This is a genomic window from Kaistia defluvii (assembly GCF_040548815.1).
GTDB lineage: Bacteria > Pseudomonadota > Alphaproteobacteria > Rhizobiales > Kaistiaceae > Kaistia > Kaistia defluvii_A.
The window spans coordinates 385667-407905 of the sequence record NZ_JBEPSM010000002.1; the positions used below are offsets into that span (position 1 = coordinate 385667).

Consider the following 22239-nt stretch of genomic DNA (forward strand, 5'->3'; position numbering starts at 1 on the left):
GTCACTCCGCCTGGTAGCGGCGCAGCGTGATCGCGCGGTTCTTGAAGAGGTCGACGTTCTGCGCCGCCGCGGTGAGGGACATCGCCGTGCCGCGGTCGCGGATCCAGGGCGCAGCCTGGAAGCGGCGTTCGGCGGCCACATAGGCTTCCCATTGCTTCTGGGTGCCGCGCAGGATCCCGCGCGATCGGGTATCCAAAGTCGCGGAGAGGGCTGCATAGGCGCGGATCATTTCCTGTTCCCAGCCTTCGCGCGCGGCCTGGAAGCAGGCGATCGCACCGGCCGTGCTGCTGGCTTCGGGCCCCTTCAGGCAGGCGGCGAGTTTCGCATCGATCGGATCGGCCTTGCTCTTCTGCGCCGAGGCGGGCGACGACAGGATGCCTGCCGCGAGGAACAGCAGGCCGGCCAGGATGGGGCGCATGGCGTTCAACTCCACCGTGAAGCAAATCAGTTGACGGGGGATTTCGTCCCGAACCGGTGGCGCGGTCAATCCCGCGGCGCGGGCCCGGTCGACCGGCGAATGACGAGGTCGACGGGCCAGAGTTCGTGGATGCTGGCCGGGGCGCGGCCATCCGCGATGATCTCCATCAGCAGCTCGGCCACCCGCGTTCCGGCGGCCCGGATCGACGAGCGCGTCGTCGACATGGTCGGCACCATGGCGTCAGGATTGAGGAAGGGGATGACGTCGTCATGGGCGATCAGCGATATGTCGCGGCCGAGTTCCAGCCCGGCCGATCGGATCGCGCGCAGGGTGCCGAGAGACATCATCATCGACGACACCAGCAGCGCGGTGGGGCGAGGGGTCTGGGCGAGGAAGCGGGCGGTGATCCGGTAGCCGGTCTCGTCCGTCATGACGCCTTCGGCGATCAGGCTTTCCTCGGCGGCAACGCCATGTTCGGCCAGCGCCTTGCGGAAGCCGTGCTCGCGATGGGCGGCGAAGGTATGGCGGGTCTCGCCGTTGATCAGGCCGATCCGGCGATGGCCGAGATCGAGCAGATGCTGCGTCGCGTGCCGAAACGCGCCCTCATTGTCGATATCGAGCCAGGCGTGCGGAATCGGGCTTTCCGAGCGGCCATGCACGACGAAGGGCAGGCCGAGCTCGGTCAGGAGCGCGATGCGCGGGTCGTTGAAGGTCGGGCTCGACACGATGACGGCGTCGACCCGCGAACTGATCGCCATACGCCGGTAGGTCGCCATTTCGTCGCCGGCGCGCGAGGGCGACAGCACGATGTCGATTTCGTCCTTCATCAGCCTTTCGCCGAGGCCGGCCTGAAACTCGATATAGTTCGGGTCCAGCAGCAGGTTGCGGTCCGTCGGCAGAACAATGCCGATCGCATTGTTGCGGCCGGTGGCGAGGCGGCGGGCGCTGGCATTGGGGCGATAGTCGTAGCGGCGCGCCGCATCCAGCACGCGCTGCCGCGTTTCCTCATTGACCTCGGGGTAGCCGTTCAGCGCCCGGCTCACGGTCGTCTGCGAGAGACCGAGATGCAGCGCTAGTTCCTTCAGCCTCATGAGAAAATCCGTCCTCCCTGGAAAACATTCAAAGCGCTTTCAATCCACCGCGCAAGCGGACTTGCGGCGCTCCCGGGAATTCTCTGCGCCATGTTGCGGCGCGTCATTGAAGGGCGTTTCAAAAATGGGCGATGAATCAAATAAGTATACTGTTTTATCATATGAATTTTCGGCTTTGGCATGCTGCATTGCACTGTCGCGCTCGCGCCGCCGGGGTTGACAGCGGAGCAGGTTGACGGTTTGAATGTCTTCAAAGCGCTTTGAGGAGGGCGGGCGGCATTCTGTCTCCGCCGAAGGTGCTTAGGGGGATGAGAAGCGGCGTGTTCGCGGTGCGAGGCATCGGCGGGCGCGATGGCTTCGAGGCTCCTGTCATGGAATGTCTCTCAGGGAGGTTCTTTCAAATGAAGTTGCGCTCCGCGCTTATGGCCTTTGGTGCCGGCATTGTCCTGATGGGCAGCGCCGCCAATGCTGCCAATCTGTCGATCGTGTCCGGTGATACGGGCAACGGTCTCGCCGTGCTGCGCGAGCAGCTCGACATCTTCGAGAAGAACACCGGCAACAAGGTCACGATCGTGCCGATGCCGTCTTCGACGAGCGATCAGTTCGGTCAGTACAAGCTTTGGCTTGCCGCCGGCAACTCCGATATCGACGTCTACCAGACCGACGTGATCTGGGCGCCGCAGCTGTCGGACCAGCTCCTGGACCTGACGGACGCCACCAAGGATGTCGTCGGCGCGCATTTCCCGTCGATCATCGAATCGCAGACCGTGAACGGCAAGCTCGTCGCCCTGCCGATCTTCACCGATGCGCCGGCCCTCTACTATCGCAAGGACCTGCTCGAGAAGTACGGCAAGCAGCCGCCGAAGACCTGGGACGAACTCGCGGCGACCGCGAAGGAAGTCCAGGACAAGGAGCGCGAAGCCGGTTCGAAGGACATCTGGGGCTTCGTCTGGCAGGGCAATTCCTATGAAGGCCTGACCTGCAATGCCCTTGAATGGGTGAAGTCGAACGGCGGCGGCCAGATCATCGAGGCCGACGGTTCGATCTCGATCAACAATCCGCAGGCCGTCGCGGCGCTCGATCGCGCCAAGGGTTGGGTCAACACGATCTCGCCCCCGGGCGTCCTGGCCTATCAGGAAGAAGAAGCCCGCGGCGTCTGGCAGACCGGCAATGCCGTGTTCATGCGCAACTGGCCCTATGCCTATGGCCTCGGCAACGGCGCTGACTCGGCGGTGAAGGACAAGTTCGATGTCGTGCCGCTGCCGGCAGGCTCCGGCGAGGGCGCCAAGTCCGCTGCCACGCTGGGCGGCTGGAACCTGGCCGTCTCGAAGTACAGCAAGAGCCCGAAGGAGGCGATCGAGCTGGTCAAGTTCATCGCCTCGCCGGAGATGCAGAAGCTCAAGGCCCTGAAGGCCTCGAACCTGCCGACGATCCAGGCTCTCTATGACGATGCCGACATCGCCAAGGGCCAGCCGATCATCCCGCGCTGGAAGGAAGTGTTCCAGAACGCCGTGCCGCGTCCCTCGGCCCCTGCCAAGGTGAAGTACAACGAAGTCTCGTCCAATTTCTGGACCGCAACCCACGACACGCTCAGCGGCAATGGCTCGGCAGCCGACAATCTCGAAATGCTCGAAGCCAAGCTGACCAAGCTCAAGGGCGGCGGCTGGTAGGCCAGACGCCCGCATGACGGCATTCCCAGCGAATGCCGTCATCGCAGCCTGATCTTTCGGCGTGGCGGACATTCGTGCGGTCCGCCATGCCTTTCCCGTTCATGCCGAGCCGTCGGTCCAAACAGCGAGAGCCGAGAACATGGCGGTAGCCGAGACAGTTGCTGCGCCCGTCGCAGGGATGCGCTCCGACCTGATGCGCCAGAGGGTGCGGTCAGCCTGGGTGTTTCTCGCCCCGATGCTCATCGTGCTGGCGATGGTGGCCGGATGGCCCCTGGTCCGAAGCATCTATTTTTCGTTCACCGACGCCTCGCTCGCCAATATCGACGCGGCGCAGTGGATCGGCTTCGAGAACTACCTGTCGATCACCCGGCTGAAGAGCGGCAAGGTTCTCTATGACGGCCTGCTCGCCGACCCGATCTGGTGGCGCGCTGTCTGGAACACCGTCAAGTTCACCATCGTCTCGGTGACGCTGGAGACGATCTTCGGCACCATCGTGGCGCTCGTGCTCAACGCCGAGTTCAAGGGCCGCGGCATCGTCCGCGCTGCCATCCTCGTGCCGTGGGCGATCCCGACCGTCGTCTCCGCCAAGATGTGGAGCTGGATGCTCAACGACCAGTTCGGCATCATCAACGACGTGCTGATGAATCTCGGCATCATCTCGAGCAAGATCGCCTGGACAGCCAATCCGGACACGGCGATGTTCGCGGTGCTGCTGGTGGATATCTGGAAGACCACGCCCTTCATGGCGCTGCTGATCCTCGCCGGCCTGCAGATGGTGCCCGGCGATATATACGAGGCGGCTCGGATCGACGGCGTGCATCCGGTCAAGGTGTTCTTCAGGGTGACGCTGCCGTTGATCCGGCCCGCCCTGATGGTCGCCGTGATCTTCCGCATGCTCGATGCGCTGCGCATCTTCGACCTGATCTACGTGCTGACGCCGAACAACTCCCAGACCAAGACGATGTCGGTCTATGCCCGCGAGAACCTGTTCGATTTCGACAAGTTCGCCTATGGCTCGGCCGCCGCGACCTTCCTGTTCCTGATCCTGGCGGTCATCACGGTGGTCTACATCGTTGTCGGACGCGTCAATTTCGATGGAGGCCGATAATGCTCTGGGCCCTTACCAAGCGGACGGCTTTCTACGCGCTGGTCCTGATCATCGTCTTCATCTCGGTGTTCCCGTTCTATTACGCGATCCTGACCTCGTTCAAATCCGGCACGGACCTGTTCCGGATCGACTACTGGCCGACCTCCTTCGCGCTGGACAATTACGTCTCGGTGCTGACCACCGGCAGCTTCCTGCGCAATCTCGGCAATTCGCTGCTGGTTTCGACCGTGGTGGTGGCGATCTCGCTGCTGCTCGCGGTGACCGCATCCTTTGCGCTCGCCCGCGTCCGCTTCCGCGGCCGCTCGCTGCTGCTCTTCACCATCCTGTCGGTGTCGATGTTCCCGCAGATCGCGGTGCTGGCCGGCCTGTTCGAGATCATCCGCTTCTTCGGCATCTTCAACACGCCGCTGGCGCTGATCTTCGCCTACATGATCTTCACCCTGCCGTTCACGGTCTGGGTGCTGACCACCTTCATGCGCGACCTGCCGATCGAGATCGAGGAAGCGGCCATCGTCGACGGGGCGTCGCCATGGGTGATCATCACCAAGGTGTTCATGCCGCTGATGTGGCCGGCGCTGGTGACGACGGGTCTGCTCGCCTTCATCGCCGCTTGGAACGAGTTCCTGTTCGCCCTGACCTTCACCTCGTCCAACGCCACCCGCACGGTGCCGGTCGCGATCGCGCTACTGTCCGGCGCCAGCCAGTACGAAATTCCATGGGGCAACATCATGGCTGCGTCGGTCATCGTCACCGTGCCGCTGATCGCCCTGGTGCTCATTTTCCAACGCAAGATCATTTCCGGCCTCACCGCCGGCGGCGTGAAGGGCTGATCGAATGAATGAAGTCGTTTCCGGTGGCGTGATCGCCTCGCACGCCGCCGATGCGGACTGGTGGCGCGGCGCGGTCATCTACCAGATCTACCCGCGCTCGTTCCAGGATACGGACGGCGATGGCGTCGGCGACCTGAAGGGCATTGCTGCCCGGCTGGATCACATCGCCTCGCTCGGCGTCGATGCGATCTGGATCTCGCCCTTCTTCAAGTCGCCGATGAAGGATTTTGGCTACGACGTCTCCGATTATTGCGCCGTCGATCCGCTGTTCGGCACGCTGGAGGATTTCGACCACCTGATCACCGAGGCGCATGCGCGCGGCATCAAAGTGACGATCGACCAGGTGCTGTCGCACACCTCGGACCAGCACGCCTGGTTCAAGGAAAGCCGCTCGTCCAAGACCAATGCCAAGGCCGACTGGTTCGTCTGGGCCGACGCCAAGCCGGACGGCACGCCGCCCAACAACTGGCTGTCGATCTTCGGCGGCTCAGCCTGGGAATGGGACACGACGCGCTGCCAGTATTACCTGCACAACTTCCTGACCTCGCAGCCGGACATCAATTTCCACTGCATGGCGGCTCAGGACGCGCTGCTCGACTCGGTGGAGTTCTGGCTGAAGCGCGGCGTCGACGGCTTCCGCCTCGATACGGTGAACTTCTACGTCCATTCGCAGGGACTGGAGGACAACCCGCCTTCGAAGCCCGAGGATCGCAACTCGCCCGAGGCGCCCGCCGTCAATCCGTATAACTGGCAGGATCACATCCACGACAAGAGCCAGCCGGAAAATCTCGAATTCCTGAAGCGTCTCCGCGCGCTCCTGAACCGCTATCCCGGCCAGATGACGGTCGGCGAGATCGGCGACGGCCCGCGCTCGCTCCGCACGATGGCGGCCTATACCGCCGGCGGCGACAAGCTGCACATGTGCTACACCTTCGATTTCCTGAGCCCGATCTTCACGAAGGAACACTTCGTCAACCGGATCCAGGCGTTCGAAGCGATCGTCGGCGATGGCTGGCCCTGTTGGGCGTTCTCGAACCACGACATCGTCCGCCACGTTTCGCGCTGGACCCACGATGGCGAGTTCGATGCGGTTGCGAAGCTCGCCGCCGGCATTCTGCTGTCGCTGCGCGGCTCCGTCTGCCTCTACCAGGGCGAGGAACTCGGCCTGACCGAAGCCGATATTGCCTATGAGGATCTGCAGGATCCCTACGGCATCCGCTTCTGGCCGGAATATAAGGGCCGCGATGGCTGCCGTACGCCGATGGTGTGGGAATCAAACGGTACCTATGCCGGCTTCTCCTCCGCCAAGCCCTGGCTGCCGGTATCCCAGGAACATGTCGCCCGCGCCGTCAACCGCGAGACCGCCGACCAGGCGTCGGTGCTGACGCATTACCGCAAGATGATCGCCTTCCGCCGCGCCCATCCGGCGCTGCGGGACGGCTCGATCGCCTTCGTCGATTCGCCCGACAATGTCCTGGCCTTCATTCGGGAGGGCGCGGGCGAGAAGGTGCTCTGCGTGTTCAACCTCGGCAGCGCCAGCGCCAGCTTCGCGGTCCCGGCCGGGATCGATGTCACGGCGCTTCTGAACAGCGGCTTCGCGGGATTGCTCGACGCTTCGGGCCGCACCGTCGAACTCGGCGGACGCGACGCATTCTTCGGCAAGATCGCCTGAAACAAGAGAACGGGCACGGGAGAGAACAACATGGCCGGCTTGCTGCTACGCGATATCCGGAAGGCCTATGGCAACGTCAAGGTGCTGCACGGCATCGATCTCGACATCAAGTCGGGTGAGTTCGTCGTCTTCGTCGGTCCGTCCGGCTGCGGCAAGTCCACGCTTCTGCGTCTGATCGCGGGACTGGAGGATATCACCTCCGGCACGCTGCAGATCGACGGCAAGGTCGTGAACCAGTTGGCGCCGTCGAAGCGCGGCATCGCCATGGTGTTCCAGAGCTACGCGCTCTATCCGCACATGACCGTCTACGACAACATGGCCTTCGGCATGAAGCTCGGCGGTGGTGGCAAGGAAGAGATCGACCGCCGCGTGCGCGAGGCGGCGAATGTGCTGCAAATCACGCCCTATCTCGACCGCCTGCCGAAGCAGCTTTCCGGCGGCCAGCGCCAGCGCGTCGCCATCGGCCGCGCCATTGTGCGCGACCCCAAGGTGTTCCTGTTCGACGAGCCGCTTTCCAACCTCGACGCGGCGCTGCGCGTGCAGACCCGCATCGAGATCAACAAGCTGCATGAGCGCATGGCCGGCGTGACGATGATCTACGTCACGCATGACCAGGTCGAGGCGATGACGCTGGCCGACCGCATCGTCGTGCTGAACGCCGGGCGGGTGGAGCAGGTCGGCGCGCCGATGGAGCTCTACCACCACCCCGACAATCTGTTCGTCGCGAAGTTCCTCGGTTCGCCGTCGATGAATACCATTCCCTGCGTGATCGAATCCGGCGGCGCCAATCCGGTGGTTCGCCCGAATGGCTGCGACGCGATCCGCGTGCAGGCTTCAATCCCGGAAAGCGCTGCTGGTTCGAAGGGCACGTTCGGCGTCCGTCCCGAGGATCTCGAGGTCACCACCGGCGACGACGCGATTTTCCGCGGCACCATCGATATCGTCGAGCAGCTCGGCGAGGTGACGCTGATCTATGTCGATATCGGCACCGAAGAGCCGATCGTCGCCAAGCTCGAAAACGACATTCCCTTCACCAAGGGCGAGACGATCGCGCTGACCTCGCCGCTCCGGCATCTGCAGGTCTTTGACGAAAAGGGCGACGCCTACCGCCGGACCTGAGCCGACACTTCCGGCCGATCATGGGACTTGCATGACAGGTACGGGCTTGCGCTAACTGTCATGCAAAGGGCTCGCCGCGCGAGTGCGGGTGTCGGATCGGTGTCGCCGCCCCACGGGACGGGCGATGTGGGTCACAAAGAAGCGAGGCTGCCATGACGCTCACGCTCTACATGCATCCGCTGGCGTCCTACTGCCATAAGGCGCTGATCGCGCTCTACGAGAACGATACGCCGTTCAAGCCGCATTTCCTCGATCTCGGCGACCCGACCGTGCGGGCTGAATTCAACGCGCTCTGGCCGGTCGGCAAGATGCCGGTCCTGCTGGATCATCGGCGCGAACAGACCGTGCCCGAAGCGACCGTCATCATCGAATATCTCGGCATCTATTATCCGGGGCCGACGCGCTTCGTCCCCGAAGATCCCGAGCGCGCCTGGCAGACCCGGCTCTCCGACCGCTTCTATGATCTCTACGTGCATGAGCCGATGCAGCGGATCGTCGCCGACCGGCTGCGCCCGGACGGGAGCAAGGATCCCTTCGGCGTCGAGGCGGCGAGGGCGACGCTCAGGACCTCCTACGACATGCTCGAGAAGCAAATGGGACAGCGCTTCTGGGCGATGGGAGAGACCTTCTCGCTCGCCGATTGCGCCGCCGCGCCGGCGCTGTTCTACGCCGACAAGGTACAGCCTTTTGGCGAGACGCATCCGGCGCTGGCCGGCTATTTCGGCCGGCTGCTGGACCGGCCCTCCTATGCCCGCGTGCTCGAAGAGGCCAAGCCGTATTTCGACATGTTCCCCGGCTAGTACCCGATCGAGCGAGCGGTCCTGCGCATCGCCAGGCGACGGACCGGCGTTACTGCGCGAAGGGGGCGAGAGCGCTTTGGCAGCGGGGTGAGAGCGACGCGGCGTTGGCCTTCAGGCAGGCGATCACATTGCCGCCGCCGATCGGAACACCGCCGCAATAGGTGCGGAAATCCCGCCGGCACGACTGCCGGATCAGGGCGGCTTCCTGGCGCGGCGCCAGATCGGCAGCAGGAGGCGCTGCCGCAGCGACGGGTGCCTTGGTCGCCGGAGTCTTGGCGACGGGCGTCTTGGCCGCTGGCGCGGCGTCGGTGGTTGTGGCGGGAGGCGAAGTCGTCGTGTCGGGTTTGGCTTCGCCGCTGGCGGGAGCGGCACCCGCGGGCGTCGTCGCCGCGCTGCCGCTGACGGCTTGCACGGCCGTGCGGCAGGCGTCCGAAAGCTTGGCAGCGTTCTGCTGCAGGCAGTCGAGCGCCGGCTTGCCGCCGGGCGGCACGCTGGCGCAATAGGTCTTGTAATCGCTCGGGCAGGCGGACCGGATCGCCGATTGCTGCGCCTTGCTCGGCGCCTGCGCCACGGCGAGCTGGCTACCGCAGGCGAGGGCGAAGATCGCGGCGGCAACGATCGGCAGCGCTTGGAGAATAGGCCGGCTCATGAAGTCCCTCCCGAAAAGGAGGATTTCTTACCATGGACCTTCCGTTACGGCAATTTGCGCAGGCCGAGACCTTCCGACGCTCGGCTGACCTGTTGGCGAAAGCGATTCTCTACTGTTCCGCGCCATTCTCGGGCTCGAGAAACTCCAGGCGGTTGCCGAATGGGTCGCTCAGATAGAAGCGTCGATAGCCGGCGAGGGGCTCGTCGTCCTGTGGCGCCTGCCCGTTGGCGACGATGCGTTGCCGGAGGCCGTCGAGATCGCGAACGAGAAAGGCTGGATGCGCCTTTTTGGCTGGACGAAAGTCGCTTTCGACACCGAGATGCAGCTGGCGGCTGCCGGCCTGGAACCAGGCGCCGCCGCGGCTTGCCAGATTGGCCGGCTTGGCCACCTCCGGCAGGCCGAGGAGATCGCTGTAGAAGCCGCGTGCTTCGTTTTCGCCGCCTGCCGGCATGGCGAGCTGGATATGGTCGATGTCGAGGATCGGCATGCGACCTCCTCCGAGGACGGAACAATCCGGGACGCGCGGCGCGCCCCGGATAGGCGCATGTCAGCCGTCGATCTTGAACACGTTTTCGGCCACGCCCGCGACATCGAGCTCCACGGCGAACAGGCCGCCGGCCAGGCGCTCCAGCGGGCCGTCGCCGCCCTGTGCTGTGGTGATGTAGAGCGTCTTCAGCTCGGCACCGCCGAAGGTGCAGTTGGTGATGTTGGAGACCGGCATGTCCAGGACCCGGTCGACCTTGCCGTCCGGCGTGATGCGGACGATGCAGCCGCCATGATAGCGGCAATTCCAGACATGGCCTTCGCTGTCGATCTGCGAGCCGTCGGGCGAGCCGCGGTCGAAATCCTGGAACCAGACGGCCGGGTCGCTGACTGTGCCCGTCGCCGGGTCGTAGTCATACGCCCAGATCTCGTTCTTCATCGTGTCGCCGGTATAGAAGCGGTTTCGCGACAGATCCCAGCACATGGTGTTGGAGATGCCGATCGCCGACCGGATCGTCTCGCTGGCGCCGTCCTGGGTCACGCGGTAGAGGCCGCCCAGCGCATCGTCGGTGATGTCGACGCCGGAGCCGTCCGGGGCGACATTGTTGAACATCGAGCCGACGACCAGATTGCCGAACGGGTCGGGCCGGCCATCATTCAGCCGTGCCTTCGGTGTGTTCTTCTCGGGGTAGGCGAAATCGGCGCGGGCGTCTTTGGCCGGCTGCCAGAGGATCACCTTGGACCCTAGGGCGAGAATCAGGGTGTCGGGCCGATCGGTCAGGCCGATCGTCGTCACGGGCTCATCGAACAGCCAGTTCTGCGTGGTCCGGGCCGCCGGATCGTAACGATGGACGAGGAAACGATTGATGTCGGTCCAGTACACGGCCTGCTCGGCGGCGTTCCAGACGACGCCTTCTCCGCAACGATCGCCCGCAGGCACAACGCAAACCGGATCCGCCATTGATTTTTCCCCTTGGCCCGCCCGATGCGGGTCTCGTCCAAATGCCTGAAATCGCATAGCGTGATGTGAAAGCCATCACACGCGAATCTTGTCGCAAAGATTTTATTTCGGTGCTCTAATTTTTTCCCTCAACTTATGAAGCGGATTTGATTAGGACACTGAACAGACCAGTTGAGGTCCGGCTGACTCCGGAAAGAGGGATTTCATGACAAGTCGTATCATCGCCGTCGACCCCTTCGATCTCGTCGTCTTCGGCGCTACCGGCGATCTCGCCTACCGCAAACTCATGCCGGCGTTGTATCACCGCCATCGCGACGGTCAGATCCCCGAGGTTGCGCGGATCATCGGCGTCTCGCGCCGTCCCATGAGCGACGAGGACTACCAGAAGCTGACGGAAGCGGCGCTGGAGAAGTTCGTGCCGGCCGACGAGCGCGAGCCCGAGCAGGTCGCCTCGTTCCTGAAGCGCATCACCTATGTCGCCGTCGACGCCACCGCCGAAAAGGCCGGCTGGCCCGAACTCGCCAAGGCGCTGGAAGGCGGCAAGGATCGCATTCGCGCCTTCTATCTCGCCGTGGCGCCCGACCTGTTCGGCATCATCTGCGAGGGGCTTGGCGCCCATCACCTCGTGACGCCGAAGACCCGCGTCATCATCGAGAAGCCGATCGGCAAGAGCCTCGCTTCCGCCAACACCCTGAACGATTCGATCGGCAAGGTGTTCAAGGAAAGCCAGATCTACCGTATCGACCATTATCTCGGTAAGGAGACGGTGCAGAACCTCATGGCGCTTCGCTTTGCGAATGCGCTGTTCGAGCCGGTCTGGAATGCCAACCACATCGATCATGTGCAGATCACGGTCGCCGAAAGCCTCGGCGTCGAGGGTCGCGCGGGCTATTACGACACCGCCGGCGCGCTGCGCGACATGGTGCAGAACCACATCCTGCAGCTTGTCTGCCTCGTCGCGATGGAGCCGCCGGGCCGGTTCGATGCCGATGCGCTGCGCGACGAGAAGCTAAAAGTTCTGCGCTCGCTCAAGCCGATCGTCGATGGCGATGTCGAGACCGTTACCGTGCGCGGCCAGTACAAGGCCGGCGCCTCCGCCGGCGGGCCGGTTCCGGGCTATCTCGAGGAGCTCGGCAACGAGGAATCGACGACCGAGACCTTCGTCGCCGTCAAGGCGGAGATCGAGAACTGGCGCTGGGCCGGCGTGCCCTTCTATATCCGCACCGGCAAGCGGCTGCCCTCGCGCCTGTCCGAGATCGTCGTCAACTTCAAGGCGATCCCGCATTCGATCTTCGAAGGCGCTGCCGGCCAGCTTGCTTCCAACCAGCTGATCATGCGCCTGCAGCCCGATGAGGGCGTGCGTCTCTGGCTGATGATCAAGGATCCGGGCCCGGGCGGCATGCGTCTTCGTCATGTGCCCCTCGACATGAGCTTTGCCGAGACCTTCAAGATCCGCAGTCCCGAAGCCTATGAACGACTGATCATGGACGTCATCCGCGGCAACGCCACGCTGTTCATGCGGCGCGACGAGGTCGAGGCGGCGTGGAAGTGGATTGATCCGATCCTCGACGGCTGGGCCAATTCGCGCGAGGCGCCGAAGGCCTATACGGCGGGTACCTGGGGGCCGTCCTCCTCGATCGCCCTGATCGAGCGCGACGGACGCACCTGGCACGAAGAAGGCGCCTGAGCAGCCACCTCGCCCGTCCTGATAGAAGGCGAGGGGCTCTGAACGTCCTCCAAGCGAACGGCTGGCGTTCGCGGCATGAAGACGGGTCAAGGCAGGAATGGGGAGCCTTTCGTCGTTTCCGGACGGTGAGGGGCTCCAGGCCAGAAATCGACCGAGCGGGAAACCCTCTTCCCGCTCATGGAGGGGGTTCGGCGAGGGGTTTGGAGCGAGCAGGCGCCACCCTGCTTCTCACCCGTTACGGACGTCCAGGAGACACCACATCATGACCATCCACCCCAAGGTCCTCGAAGTGACCGATCGGATCCGCGACCGCAGCGAAAAGACGCGCGGGCTGTATCTCGATCGCCTAGCGGCCGCCAGCGAAGCCGGACCGCGTCGCGCCTCGCTCGCCTGTGGCAACCAGGCCCATGGCTTCGCGGCTTGCGGACCCGGCGACAAGGCCGTGCTGAAGGGCGATATCTCGCCCAATCTCGGCATCATCACCGCCTATAACGACATGCTGTCGGCGCATCAGCCCTACGAGACCTATCCCGAGCTGATCCGCCAGGCGGCGCGGGAAGTCGGCGGCGTGGCGCAGGTCGCTGGCGGCGTTCCCGCCATGTGCGACGGCGTCACCCAAGGCCAGACCGGCATGGAGCTGTCGCTGTTCTCGCGCGATGCCATCGCCATGTCGGCGGCGATCGGCCTGTCGCACAACACCTATGATGCCGCCGTCTTCCTCGGCATCTGCGACAAGATCGTGCCCGGTCTGCTGATCGCGGCGCTCTCCTTCGGCCACCTGCCGGCAGTGTTCATCCCGGCCGGCCCGATGACCTCCGGCCTGCCGAACAGCGAGAAGGCGCGCATCCGCCAGCTCTATGCCGAGGGCAAGGCGACCCGCGCCGACCTGCTGGAAGCCGAGAGCGCCTCCTATCACGGCCCCGGAACCTGCACCTTCTACGGCACGGCCAACACCAACCAGATGCTGATGGAGATCATGGGCCTGCATCTGCCGGGCTCGTCCTTCGTCAACCCGAACACGCCGCTGCGGGACGCGCTGACCAAGGCCGCCGCCAAGCGCGCGCTGGCGATTACTGCGCTCGGCAACGAGTTCACGCCGATCGGCGAGATCATTGACGAGAAGGCCGTGGTGAACGGCGTGGTTGGCCTCAACGCCACCGGTGGTTCGACCAACCACACGCTGCATCTGGTGGCGATGGCCAAGGCTGCCGGCATCCAGCTGACCTGGGACGATTTCTCCGACCTTTCCGATGTCGTGCCGCTGCTGACGCGCGTCTATCCGAACGGCCTGGCCGACGTGAACCATTTCCACGCCGCCGGCGGCATGAGCTTCCTGATCCGCGAGTTGCTGCAGGCGGGCCTCCTGCACGAGGACGTCAAGACCGTCTGGGGCGCGGGACTGAGCGGCTACACGGTCGAGCCGAAGATCGACGAAGCCGGCGTGATCGCGTGGCGCGAGGGTGCGACCACCAGCCTCGACGAGAAGGTACTGGCGCCGGTCTCCAAGGCATTCCAGGCGTCCGGTGGCCTCAAGGTTCTGGAAGGTAATCTCGGCCGCTCCGTCATCAAGGTCTCGGCCGTGAAGGTCGATCGTCACGTCATCGAGGCGCCGGCCCGCGTGTTCGACACGCAGGACGCGTTGCTGGCCGCCTTCAAGGCGGGCGAGCTGACCGAGGATTTCATCGCCGTCATCCGTTTCCAAGGCCCGCGCGCCAATGGCATGCCGGAGCTGCACAAGCTGACGCCGACGCTGGCGGTGCTGCAGGATCGGGGCCTCAGGGTGGCGCTGGTCACCGACGGGCGCATGTCCGGCGCCTCCGGCAAGGTCCCGGCGGCGATCCACGTCACGCCCGAGGCGGCCGCCGGCGGGGCGATCGGCAAGGTTCGCGACGGCGACATGGTCCGCCTGGACGCTGTGACGGGAACGCTGGAAGTGCTGGTCGATTCCGCGACCTTCGCGGCGCGCGAACTGGCGGTGGCGGATATGACCGGCAACGAATTCGGTCTCGGCCGCGAACTGTTCGCCATGTTCCGCGCCAATGCCGCCCCGGCCGAGCTCGGCGCGGGCGTATTCTAGCGGCTCTCCGGAGGCGGCGGGGGTAGCGAACTCGTTTAAGGCGACAAAGTAAGTCGTGTATTCGGGGCGGAGATCTTGGCTGCGCAGGCCGTTGGCCAAGACCTCGTTTGTCCAGCATCCGCGCGAGATCTGGCGCGCGGCGGCCCCTGAGCGGTGAATACGCAGGCGCCGCCGCATCCTGGCGTCGGCGTGGAATGTTTTTCCAAGTCTCTTCCAGAGATTGGAACGCCCGTCGTCGTCTTCCTTCCGTCAACTCTCTACAAAGTCTGCAATCGTTCCAGACTTTGCGATCCCTCGGGTCGCGCCCAGGGAGAGACGGATGGCCCCGGTCCATCGTTCGGTTCAGCGCAAGCTCGGCACGTTTCCGGCCTTCCACAAGGTCGAGGGTCGCCGGGTCGTGATTGTCGGCGGCGGCGGGGAAGCGGCGGCCAAGATCCGCCTGCTATCCGAGACCAGCGCCGATCTCGTCGTGTTCGCGGCCGAGCTGGAAGACGAGGCGCGCCGCGATCTGGAAGCCGCCGGCGCGTCTTGGATTGCTCGGGCGCCGATCGCTGCCGATCTCACCGACGCGGCGCTGGTGTTTGCCGCGACCGGCGAGCTGGAAGCCGACCGCGCCGTGCGCGATCTCGCCAAGTCGGCCGGCGTGCCGGTCAATGTCGTCGATCGCCCCGATCTCTGCGATTTCTATACGCCGTCGCTGGTCAACCGCGCACCCCTCTCGATCGCCATCTCGACCGAAGGCGCAGCGCCCGTTCTGGCGCGGCATGTGCGCGCCCGGATCGAGGCGATGTTGTCGCCCCGCCTTGGCGATCTCGCCAATCTGGCCGAGAGCTTGCGCTCGCGGGTTGCCGAGAAGATCGCGCCGGGCGAGGGGCGTCGTCGCTTCTGGGCGCATTTCTTCACCGGCACGACCGCCGCCAAGGTGCTGGCCGGTCAGTTGGAGGAGGGCGCGGCGGATGCCGTCGTGGATATCGATCGCGCCGCTGATGCTTCGAAGGCGGCTGGCGTTGGCCATGTCAGCCTCGTCGGCGCAGGTCCGGGTGCGGAAGACCTGCTGACGCTGCGCGCCCAGCGGCTGCTGCAGGAAGCCGACGTCATCGTCTACGACAAGCTGGTGCCGGACGCGATCGTCGCCATGGGCCGCCGCGATGCGCTCAGGATCTATGTCGGCAAGGCCAAGGGCGCGCATGCCGCCAGCCAAGACGAAATCAACGCCATTCTGGTTCGCGAGGCGACCGATGGCCGCCGCGTCGTCCGGCTGAAGTCCGGCGATCCGCTGATCTTCGGCCGCGCCGGCGAGGAAATGGCAGCGCTCCGCGCCGCCGGCATCCCGTTCGATATCGTTCCGGGCATTACCGCCGCCTTCGCCGCCGCCGCCGAGAACGAGATTCCGCTGACATTGCGCGATGTCGCCTCGAGCCTTGTGGTCGCCACCGGCCACGACATGCGCGGCGATACGCTGCCGGATTGGGCGGGCCTGGCGCTCTCGGGGGCCACCGTCGCCGTCTATATGGGTCGTAGCGTCGCCACCAAGGTCGCGGGCAAGCTGATCGAGAACGGCCTGCCGCCCTCCACGCCGGTCGCCGTCATCGAAAACGCGTCGCGCGCCGATCGCCGAGCCTTTGCCGGACGGCTCGACGAACTGGCTCAAATCGCCGACCGCCCAGAACTCGACGGCCCCGTCGTCATCATCGTCGGCCGCGTGGTCGCCGAGAGCGCATTGGGCGTTTCGCCGCTGCCGCTCGTGGCGATGGCGGCGTGAAGACAAGCATCTGGAAAGCGCAATGACTGACAAGCTCATCACAGCGAACCATCTCGGCGACGGGCTCGTCGTGTTCCTGACCGCCCAGGGCGGTTGGTCCTACAAGCTCGCCGACGCCCGTGTCATTTCCGATGCCGAGTTGGAAGCCGCGCTCGCCCTCGCCAAGAGCCAGCACGAGGCCGGCATTGTCGTCGATCCCTACGAGATCGAGGCGACGGTCGTTGAAGGCATTCCCGTTCCGGTCCGCCTGCGCGAGCGCATCCGCGCCGCCGGCGGCCCGACCGTCACCTATGGCGAGGCCGAGATCGCCGAACGCGCCGCCACTTTGAAGCATGCAGGTTGAGTGATGTATCGCTACGACGAGTTCGACCATGAGTTCGTGACCGCCCGCGTCGCGCAGTTCCGCGACCAGGTCGGTCGGCGCGTTTCCGGCGAGTTGACCGAAGACCAGTTCAAGCCGCTGCGGCTGATGAACGGCGTCTATCTGCAACTGCACGCCTACATGCTGCGCGTCGCCGTGCCTTATGGCACGCTGAACAGCGAGCAGATGCGGATGCTGGCGCATGTGGCGCGGAAGTACGACCGCGGCTACGGCCATTTCACCACGCGACAGAACATCCAGTACAACTGGCCGAAGCTTTCCGAGATCCCCGATGCGCTGGCCGAACTGGCCTCGGTCGAGATGCACGCGATCCAGACCTCGGGCAATTGCATCCGCAATGTCACGGCCGACCATTTCGCCGGCGCCGCCGAGGACGAGGTCGCGGATCCGCGCCCCTATGCCGAGATCCTGCGGCAGTGGTCGTCGCTGCACCCGGAATTCGTCTTCCTGCCGCGCAAGTTCAAGGTCGCCGTCACTGGCGCCGAGCGCGACCGCGCCGCGATCCAGGTGCATGATATCGGCCTGCATCTGAAGAAGGATGCGGAAGGCCGGCTTGGCTTCGCGGTCTATATCGGCGGTGGCCAGGGCCGCACGCCGATGGTGGCCAAGAAAATCCGCGACTTCCTGCCCGAAGAGGACCTGCTCTCCTATTCGGAGGCGATCCTGCGCGTCTACAACCTGAACGGCCGCCGGGACAACAAGTACAAGGCGCGCATCAAGATCCTTGTCCACGAGACGGGCGCCGACGAGATCGCGCGCCAGGTCGAGGAAGAGTGGGAGCGCATCCGCCACGGCGCGCTCAAGCTGCCGCAGGGCGAAGTAGAGCGTATCCGCGAATATTTCGCCGCTCCCGCCACGTTGACGGCCCTGCCGCCGAGCCCGGCGCTGGCGATCGAGCGGGCGCGTGACCCGGAATTCAACGCCTGGGTCGAGCGCAACACGCACCCCCACCGCGTCCCCGGCCATGTCTCGGTGACGATCTCGCTGAAGCCGATCGGCGGTACGCCGGGCGACGCGACCGCCGAGCAGATGGACGTCGTGGCCGACCTCGCCAAGCGTCTCGCCTTCGACGAGATCCGCGTCAGCCACGAGCAGAACCTGATCCTGCCGCATGTCGCCAAGAGCGACCTGAAGGCGATCTATGACGAACTGCTGGTAGCGGGCTTAGCCACGGCCAATGCGGGTCTCGTCACCGACATTATCGCCTGCCCGGGCCTCGATTATTGCGCGCTCGCCAACGCTCGCTCGATCCCCGTGGCGCAGCGGATCTCGCAGCGCTTCGGCGACATGGCCCGCCAGCGCGACATCGGCGATCTCAAGATCAAGATCTCGGGCTGCATCAATGCCTGCGGCCACCACCATGTCGGCCATATCGGCATTCTCGGCGTCGAGAAGAAGGGCGAGGAGTTCTACCAGATCTCGCTCGGCGGCTCCGGCGACGAGAACTCGTCGATCGGCGAGATCATCGGCCGCGGCTTCTCGACCGAAGAGATCGTCGACGCGATCGAGACGGTGGTCGACACCTATATCGCCAAGCGCGAAAGCCACGACGAGACCTTCCTTGCCGCCTATCGCCGCCTTGGCCAGGCACCCTTCAAGGAAGCTCTCTATGGGACGGCTTGAACCGGTAGCCTTCGGCTTCGATCATGAAAGCGCGGGGCTGCAGGAAGCGGCCATCCTCAATGCGCGCTTCATCGGCCTGAGCGCCCAGGAACTGGTGGCGCGCTCGCTCGAGGAGATCTTCCCGGGCAAGATCGCGCTGGTCTCCAGCTTCGGCGCCGAGTCGGCCGTGCTGCTGCACCTCGTCGCCTCGATCGACCGGCATGTGCCGGTGGTATTCGTGGATACGCTGCGCCTGTTTCCAGAGACGCTGGCCTATCGTGACGCGCTGGCCGATCGGCTGGGGCTGACCGACATGCGAACGGTCAAGCCGGAGCCGGAAAAGCTGGCAAGCGTCGATCCCTACAAGGCACTGTGGATGACGGACGCGGACGCCTGCTGCCATGTCCGCAAGACGGAGCCGCTGGCGCGCGCCATGGAGGGTTTCGATGCCTGGTTCACCGGGCGCAAGCGTTTCCAGGCTGCAACCCGTGCCGCCATCCAGTCGTTCGAGCAGGACGGTGCGCGGATCAAGGTCAACCCGCTGGCCTCCTGGGGTGTGGACAAACTGAAGGCCTATATGGCCGAGCACGATCTGCCGCCGCATCCGCTGGTGGCGCAGGGCTACCCGTCGATCGGTTGCCAGCCCTGCACATCGAAGGTAAAGCCCGGTGAGGATGCGCGGGCCGGGCGCTGGCGGGGTCTGGAAAAGACCGAGTGCGGCATCCATCTAGGTCTCGAGAACGACGGAAGCGGCATCTGACATGAGCCTCTGGAAAAACGGATCCTTTGTCGAAGACGACTTTCGCCGCGTCGCGGACGATGAGGCGATCGGCGCAGGCGATGCGGTGCTGGTCAGCCTGGCGCGCTTTCGCGCGGAGCGCGATGCATTGCTCGCCCGCTCGGCGCCGCTTGGCGTGGTGATCGAGCCCGGCGCCGACTGGTCGGATATCGTCGAGGACCTGCCGCGTCTCGCGGTGGTCGCCGCCGACTTGCCGAAATTCGCCGATGGCCGGGCCTTTTCGATCGGCCGCTTGCTGCGCGACCGCGATGGCTTTACGGGCGAATTGCGCGCCGTCGGCGCATTCTTCCTCGACCAGATCCCGTTCCTGAAGCGCGTCGGCTTCGATGCGTTTTCGACCGAGGACCCGCTTGTGCTAAAGGGACTGCGCGAGGGGCGTTGGCCCGAAGTGACCGAATATTTGCAGCCGATCGCCGATCATGGCGAGGTGCCGGCCGGAACCCGCCCGTGGGCGCGGCGGCCTTCGGCGCCGGTTGCCGAGCAAGGATAGGGTTTCATGAAGATCTTCGTCACCGATCATGCGGGCGTCGAGCATGAGCTGGAGGCCCTGGAGGGCTGGCGGGTGATGGAAGTCATTCGCGACTGGAATGTCGGCATCAAGGCCGAGTGCGGCGGCGCCTGCGCCTGCGCCACCTGCCATGTCTATGTCGATCCTGAATGGGTCGACCGGCTGATCCCGATGAGCGACGAGGAAGAAGAGCGGCTCGACGACGCCATGGCGGTCAAGTCGAACTCGCGCCTGTCGTGCCAGCTGCTGATGTCCGACGAACTGGACGGCCTCCGCGTCCGCCTGGCGCCCGGCAGCGAGCCCGAAGAGCTGGCGGCGTAAGGCAGGGCTTAGAACAGACCCTCACGCCAGCCCTCTCCCGCGAGCGGGCGAGGGAGTTCGCCTGCGCCCGTCATCGAATTCTTGCCTAGCGCCGGGCCGCATCAATGAAGATTGCCGGCTGAAAAGCCCTCGCCCGCTTGCGGGAGAGGGGTGGGTGAGGGGCTTGATTGGTTTCTGTGTCGACCCTCAGTCCAGCGTTCTGCGATAGCGGAACAAGGCCAGCGTGCCGACGGCCAGCCAGAAGGCAGCGAGCGGCCAGATCTCGTTGACGAGATCGACCGGTCCGCTGCCCTTCAGCATGATGCCACGCACCGAGCGGATGTAATGCGTGATCGGCAGCGCGCTACCGATCACCTGCGCCCAGTCCGGCATGCCGCGAAACGGGAACATGAAGCCCGACAGCAGGATCGACGGCAGGAACCAGAAGAAGGTCATCTGCATCGCCTGCATCTGGTTGCGGGCGATCGTCGAGAAGGTGTAGCCGAGCGTCACGTTGCAGCCGATGAACAGGAAGGTGACGCAGAGCAGGACCGCGAACGACCCCATCATCGGCACATGGAACAGGATCTGCGCGCAGACCAGGATTACCGCGACCTGCACCAGCCCGAAGCCGATATAGGGCACGATCTTGCCGATCATGATCTCGAGCGGCGTCGCGGGCATCGCCATCAGGTTTTCCATCGTGCCGCGCTCGATCTCGCGCGTCAGCGCCAGCGCTGTCATCAGGATGGTCGTCATGGTCAGGATGGTGCCGAGCAGGCCCGGAACGATATTGTAGGCGGTGATCCCCTCCGGATTGTAGCGGCGCTGGATGACGAGATCGACCGCCGTGGGTGGGCTCGCTTGCGTCGCGAGCGGCCCGCTCAGCTCCCGCTTCAGCGCGCTGGATAGAATCTGGGGCAGGGCGCCCAGCGCGTTCGAGGTCGCAGCCGGATCGGTGGCGTCGGCTTCGACCAGCAGTTGCGGCCGGGTGCCGCGCACGAGGTCGCGTTCGAATCCGGGCGGCAGGGTGATCACATAGCTGGCCGAGCCGTCGATCAGCGCCTCGTTCGCCTGCGCCGGGCTGGCGAGGCCTGGTGCGATCGAGAAATAGCCCGACGCTTCCATCGCTGCGACGATGGTTCGGGTCGCCGGACCGCTTTCCGCCGCCACCATCAGCGTCGGCAGGCGCTTCGGATCGAGGTTGATGGCATAGCCGAACAGCACCAGCTGGATGATCGGAATGCCGATGATCATGGCGAAGGTCAGCCGGTCGCGCCGCATCTGGATGAATTCCTTCACCATCAGCGCAACGATGCGGGAAAGCGAGAAGCCGGTTTTCATGACGGCGCTTCTGGGCTGGGATCGCCATTCGCCGAGCGGTCGCGCGCCTGCGCTTCCTGCATCAGGCGGATGAAGACATCCTCGAGGCTGGTCTCGCCCGGCTCGGCCACGGCGTCGGAATGGGCTTCCGCCAGTGCGGCGTCGACCGCCTGCTTCAGGGCCGCGGCATCGGGGCCAACGACATGCAGATCGTTGCCGAAGGGCGCCACCTGCTCGACGCCCGGCTTTTCCCGCACGAGCCGCGCGATCGCGGCGACATCGCTGCCGCTGACCACGATGGTCGAGAGCCCCGAGCGCTCGATCACTTCCGCCACGGTGCCACGCGCGACGATCTTGCCATAGGCGATGTAGATGATGCGGTGGCAGCGTTCCGCCTCGTCCATGTAATGGGTCGAGACGAGGACGGTCAGTCCGTCCTCCGCGAGTGCATGGATCTCGTCCCAGAATTCACGGCGCGCCTGCGGGTCGACGCCGGCGGTCGGCTCGTCGAGCAGCAGCAGCTTCGGCTGGTGCATGACCGAGGCGGCGAGTGCCAGTCGCTGTTTCCAGCCGCCGGAAAGCGAACCCGCGAGCTGATCTCGGCGTTCATACAGGCCGAGCCGTTCCAGCGTCTGCTTCACGATGGCAGCCCGATCGGGCAGGGCGTAGATCCGCGCCACGAAATCGAGGTTTTCTCGGATCGTCAGGTCTTCGTAATAGGAGAAGCGCTGCGTCATGTAGCCGACCTGGCGCTTGATGCGGTCGGCATCCCGCAGGATGTCGAGGCCGAGGCAGGTGCCGCTGCCGCCATCGGGACGGAGCAGGCTGCAGATCATTCGGATCGTGGTCGTCTTGCCCGAGCCGTTGGGCCCCAGGAAGCCGACGATCTCGCCGCGCCGCACGTCGAGCGAAACGTCGTCGACCACGGTCTTGTTTCCGAAGCGCTTGGTCAGGCCGTGAATGTCGATGACGATTTCCTCGGGCCTGTCCGCCGCCAT

21 protein-coding genes are annotated in these 22239 nt (G+C 65.0%); 14 read left to right on the plus strand and 7 right to left on the minus strand.

What is annotated here, in order from left to right; all coding sequences use genetic code 11:
* Position 1: 1 nt before the first annotated feature.
* Positions 2–418, minus strand: coding sequence for a lysozyme inhibitor LprI family protein (locus ABIE08_RS14845; protein ID WP_354552213.1), 417 nt, complete (start codon positions 416–418; stop codon positions 2–4).
* A gap of 65 nt (positions 419–483) precedes the next feature.
* Positions 484–1509 (minus strand): substrate-binding domain-containing protein, encoded by a 1026-nt coding sequence (locus ABIE08_RS14850; protein ID WP_354552215.1) that lies wholly within the window; start codon positions 1507–1509, stop codon positions 484–486.
* A 422-nt stretch (positions 1510–1931) separates the two neighbouring features.
* Between ABIE08_RS14850 and ABIE08_RS14855 the strand changes: the two genes are divergently transcribed.
* The 6 genes from ABIE08_RS14855 to ABIE08_RS14880 all read left to right on the plus strand — a co-directional run bounded on the left by ABIE08_RS14855 (position 1932) and on the right by ABIE08_RS14880 (position 8708).
* Entirely contained in the window at positions 1932–3179 is a 1248-nt protein-coding gene (locus ABIE08_RS14855; RefSeq protein ID WP_396309414.1) for an ABC transporter substrate-binding protein, read from the plus strand.
* Between the two features lie 178 nt (positions 3180–3357).
* A complete protein-coding gene (locus ABIE08_RS14860) occupies positions 3358–4287 on the plus strand; it encodes a carbohydrate ABC transporter permease (protein ID WP_354552800.1) in 930 nt (309 codons plus the stop codon).
* Positions 4287–5117: a carbohydrate ABC transporter permease gene (locus ABIE08_RS14865; protein WP_354552217.1), complete on the plus strand. Its 831-nt coding sequence runs from the start codon at positions 4287–4289 to the stop codon at positions 5115–5117. Before ABIE08_RS14860 ends, ABIE08_RS14865 begins: the two co-directional genes overlap by 1 nt.
* 4 nt (positions 5118–5121) lie before the next feature.
* On the plus strand, positions 5122–6789 hold the full coding sequence (locus ABIE08_RS14870) for an alpha-glucosidase family protein (RefSeq protein ID WP_354552219.1): 1668 nt from the start codon (positions 5122–5124) through the stop codon (positions 6787–6789).
* Positions 6790–6819: 30 nt separating this feature from the next.
* On the plus strand, positions 6820–7908 hold the full coding sequence (locus ABIE08_RS14875; RefSeq protein ID WP_354552220.1) for an ABC transporter ATP-binding protein: 1089 nt from the start codon (positions 6820–6822) through the stop codon (positions 7906–7908).
* 152 nt (positions 7909–8060) lie between these two features.
* Entirely contained in the window at positions 8061–8708 is a 648-nt protein-coding gene (locus ABIE08_RS14880; RefSeq protein WP_354552221.1) for a glutathione S-transferase family protein, read from the plus strand.
* Between the two features lie 49 nt (positions 8709–8757).
* Here the strand turns inward: ABIE08_RS14880 and ABIE08_RS14885 are convergent, their stop codons facing one another.
* From ABIE08_RS14885 to ABIE08_RS14895, 3 genes are all read right to left on the minus strand, one after another.
* Positions 8758–9357, minus strand: a complete 600-nt coding sequence (locus ABIE08_RS14885) for a cysteine rich repeat-containing protein (RefSeq protein WP_354552223.1) — start codon at positions 9355–9357, stop codon at positions 8758–8760.
* A 109-nt stretch (positions 9358–9466) separates the two neighbouring features.
* A complete protein-coding gene (locus ABIE08_RS14890) occupies positions 9467–9844 on the minus strand; it encodes a VOC family protein (protein ID WP_354552224.1) in 378 nt (125 codons plus the stop codon).
* A gap of 60 nt (positions 9845–9904) precedes the next feature.
* Positions 9905–10801, minus strand: a complete 897-nt coding sequence (locus ABIE08_RS14895; protein WP_354552225.1) for an SMP-30/gluconolactonase/LRE family protein — start codon at positions 10799–10801, stop codon at positions 9905–9907.
* Positions 10802–11006: 205 nt separating this feature from the next.
* On the opposite strand from ABIE08_RS14895, the gene zwf reads away from it, so the two are divergent.
* The 8 genes from zwf (at position 11007) to ABIE08_RS14935 (ending at position 19939) form a co-directional block, all read left to right on the plus strand.
* Entirely contained in the window at positions 11007–12488 is a 1482-nt protein-coding gene (gene zwf, locus ABIE08_RS14900; protein ID WP_354552227.1) for a glucose-6-phosphate dehydrogenase, read from the plus strand.
* A 262-nt stretch (positions 12489–12750) separates the two neighbouring features.
* Entirely contained in the window at positions 12751–14565 is a 1815-nt protein-coding gene (gene edd / locus ABIE08_RS14905; RefSeq protein WP_354552228.1) for a phosphogluconate dehydratase, read from the plus strand.
* Positions 14566–14884: 319 nt separating this feature from the next.
* Entirely contained in the window at positions 14885–16327 is a 1443-nt protein-coding gene (cysG, locus tag ABIE08_RS14910) for a siroheme synthase CysG (protein ID WP_354552229.1), read from the plus strand.
* Between the two features lie 22 nt (positions 16328–16349).
* Positions 16350–16670 (plus strand): DUF2849 domain-containing protein, encoded by a 321-nt coding sequence (locus ABIE08_RS14915; RefSeq protein ID WP_354552230.1) that lies wholly within the window; start codon positions 16350–16352, stop codon positions 16668–16670.
* Positions 16671–16673: 3 nt separating this feature from the next.
* Positions 16674–18332, plus strand: a complete 1659-nt coding sequence (locus ABIE08_RS14920) for a nitrite/sulfite reductase (RefSeq protein ID WP_354552232.1) — start codon at positions 16674–16676, stop codon at positions 18330–18332.
* Positions 18319–19071, plus strand: a complete 753-nt coding sequence (locus ABIE08_RS14925) for a phosphoadenylyl-sulfate reductase (RefSeq protein WP_354552233.1) — start codon at positions 18319–18321, stop codon at positions 19069–19071. The genes ABIE08_RS14920 and ABIE08_RS14925 overlap by 14 nt, the downstream gene beginning before the upstream one ends.
* Before the next feature lies 1 nt (position 19072).
* A complete protein-coding gene (locus tag ABIE08_RS14930; RefSeq protein WP_354552234.1) occupies positions 19073–19600 on the plus strand; it encodes a DUF934 domain-containing protein in 528 nt (175 codons plus the stop codon).
* A 6-nt stretch (positions 19601–19606) separates the two neighbouring features.
* Positions 19607–19939, plus strand: a complete 333-nt coding sequence (locus tag ABIE08_RS14935; protein ID WP_354552236.1) for a 2Fe-2S iron-sulfur cluster-binding protein — start codon at positions 19607–19609, stop codon at positions 19937–19939.
* Positions 19940–20125: 186 nt separating this feature from the next.
* Here the strand turns inward: ABIE08_RS14935 and ABIE08_RS14940 are convergent, their stop codons facing one another.
* Together ABIE08_RS14940 and ABIE08_RS14945 are read right to left on the minus strand one after the other, a co-directional pair.
* Entirely contained in the window at positions 20126–21262 is a 1137-nt protein-coding gene (locus ABIE08_RS14940) for an ABC transporter permease (RefSeq protein WP_354552237.1), read from the minus strand.
* Entirely contained in the window at positions 21259–22239 is a 981-nt protein-coding gene (locus tag ABIE08_RS14945) for an ABC transporter ATP-binding protein (protein WP_354552238.1), read from the minus strand. Before ABIE08_RS14945 ends, ABIE08_RS14940 begins: the two co-directional genes overlap by 4 nt.